The sequence below is a fragment of the Plesiomonas sp. ZOR0011 genome (assembly GCF_000800945.1).
In the GTDB taxonomy this organism is placed as follows: Bacteria; Pseudomonadota; Gammaproteobacteria; order Enterobacterales; family CAMTGL01; genus Plesiomonas; species Plesiomonas shigelloides.
Window position 1 is genome coordinate 1 of the sequence record NZ_JRKB01000106.1, and the last position, 2,413, is coordinate 2,413.

Genomic DNA, 2,413 nt, shown 5'->3' on the forward strand with positions numbered 1-2,413 from the left:
TGTTGTGTTGCTTGATATTTTTCTCGACGCTGATATCCAAGCCCAGTGAAGAGCGCGCGCTGACCTGCCACTGCGTGGCAACCCCAAGAGCAGCCGAGGTGACTTTGCTACGTAGCCCATCAAAGTGAGCCGCAAAGACGGAATTGTCAGCTTCGTCATAACCATTCCAACGCAAAGAGTGGTAGCCCACAGCAAGATACGGGGTCAGTTGTACATGGGCGTACGGTGTGAAGGTATAACCGCCACTGAAATTAACATCATAGGCACGGGTGCGAGTATGGCCATAACCGATTTCGCGGGCATCGCCATTGTGGTAGGCCCGTTCAATATCCATCCCCGCATTCAGCAAGGTGACACCGGCATAGGCTTTCCATCCTGCTTCGCCCGCATTACCGTAGCCGGTAAACAGGGTAAAGGCCGGTGCTTGCTGTGTAATACGGCCACCATTGGCATCTTTAATGTGCATATCCGCAGCCATGGCCGATAACCCTAAGCGCCACTGCGGATAAAATTGGTAGGCAACGGTCAGACTAGCGGCCGGCACTCGGTATTGCACCTCACCACCTCGGAAACGTAAATCGGCCTGCGCTTTGACGCACATCCCATCGGCGCCAAAACTGGCGCAATCGGCCTGTGACGCGGCCACATCCAGTAACTGACGCTGCACCTCTAAATTACGTTGTACAAAGTACAAGGAGGACACCACCTGCCGCGTTTCGACGATACCACTAGCGTGATAACCCGGCTTAACCACATGGTGATCGCTAGGATGTTCAGGCTCTGGTTTCGGTTGCTCTGGCTTAGGTTGTTCTGGTTTTGGCTGCTCTGGTTTTGGCTGCTCTGGTTTAGGTTGCTCTGGTTTAGGTTGCTCTGGTTTAGGTTGCTCTGGCTTAGGTAATTCGGGATCGGGTTTAGGATTGGATGGATTAACATCGGACGGTGCATTTAACTCGATTAAATGGGCGACATACCCATGACCGTTAGTGAGTTGGCCTGCAATAGTTTGACTATCCGCAGAAATCGCATTAACCGACTTCACCGACATACTATTCGCTTGCACATGCGCATATTTTAGCCACTCATTAACCGAGTACATCCCGGCCCCTTCTTTCCATATAAAGCCGGTGCGTTGTGTGTCGCTATCAGCTGACCCCACGATCACTTTACCAGTCGCACTAATATCTTGCGCTGAACTGTAACCTCTATTATCCGTACGTAATGTTCCTAAATCTTTAATCTGATTATCTTCCCAGTAGACAGCACGATTCTCATTCTTTGCGTTAATAGATGAACCAATAATTCGTCCTGTATCGCTAATACCCTTTGCCTGTGAAGTTCCACTCAATGACGGTAATTCAACTATGCCCGTTTTTGCAGTCCAACGAAAACCTTGAGTCATTCCCGCATCATTAGTACTACTTCCCACAATCACTGAACCATCATGATTAGCGGCTATCGCATTAGAAAACTGACTAGAAGAGTGATTAAGCGAACCTAAATCATGAATAGTATTAGCTGCACGATCCCAATATACGGCGTGTTCATTGTTATGCTGATCGGATGCAGTACCCACGACGATACTTCCGTCCGCGCTAATGCCATTTGCATAATAATCAGCACCGGGAGCCAGAGGCGTTAAATAAGTTAATTTTGATGCATCTGTCCACAAAACCCCCTGCATTAATGATGAGTTCTCCGGCATAACATAACCAACAATATACCTTCCATCACTACTGACGCCCTGAGCATTACTCATCCCCTCTGTTTGAGCAAAAGGGATAGGTAAAGCAATAAGCCCATGAGATACGGTCCAAGCACCTGCTTGATTATTATTGGCTGGCGTCGCAATGAATCCGACCGCAATGTTTCCTGACGACGATAATGCCAACATATCTGAATAGGGATTTCCGCCTAGATCCACGATCCCATCGTTATCAAAATTATTTAATAAACCATCACTCCCTGATGATGGTCTTGCGGCAAAAGCACTGATACTCAATGATAATGCAGCAAAACCGGTCAGCATATACATCACATTAATTTTCATTTTAATAATCTCTGTGTATTTTTTTGCAGCTAAAAAACACCATTCATATCTATTTTTATGTTGCAAGGTTTGCTCTGTATGAAAATCCACGTTCAATACCAATACAGTAAAAACTGAATCGTCAGCTTTTCATCCATCAGAGTAGCTATTGCCTAACAACCTAAAATGCCACGCGATAAGTCAAGCCCACATTGCCTTCCCCACTGCCAAAACCGATATCTTGGTAACCCGCAGAGAGACTCACCGCCTGATGTTTATCCGCAGCAAAGGTATAACTCGCCTCGACGTGCGGCATGACATCATCCACATCCGGCACTTGGTATTGGCTTGCTAGACCGGCAAAACCACCGAGCACACTGGCGACTG

2 protein-coding genes are annotated in these 2,413 nt (G+C 47.4%); both read right to left on the reverse strand.

What is annotated here, in order from left to right:
• A partial coding sequence (locus tag L975_RS17950) for an autotransporter domain-containing protein (protein ID WP_156121239.1) occupies positions 1–2,137 on the reverse strand: 2,137 nt, incomplete at its 3' end.
• Between the two features lie 70 nt (positions 2,138–2,207).
• Positions 2,208–2,413: hypothetical protein (locus tag L975_RS18365; protein WP_047709309.1), on the reverse strand; the 206-nt coding region annotated here is incomplete at its 5' end.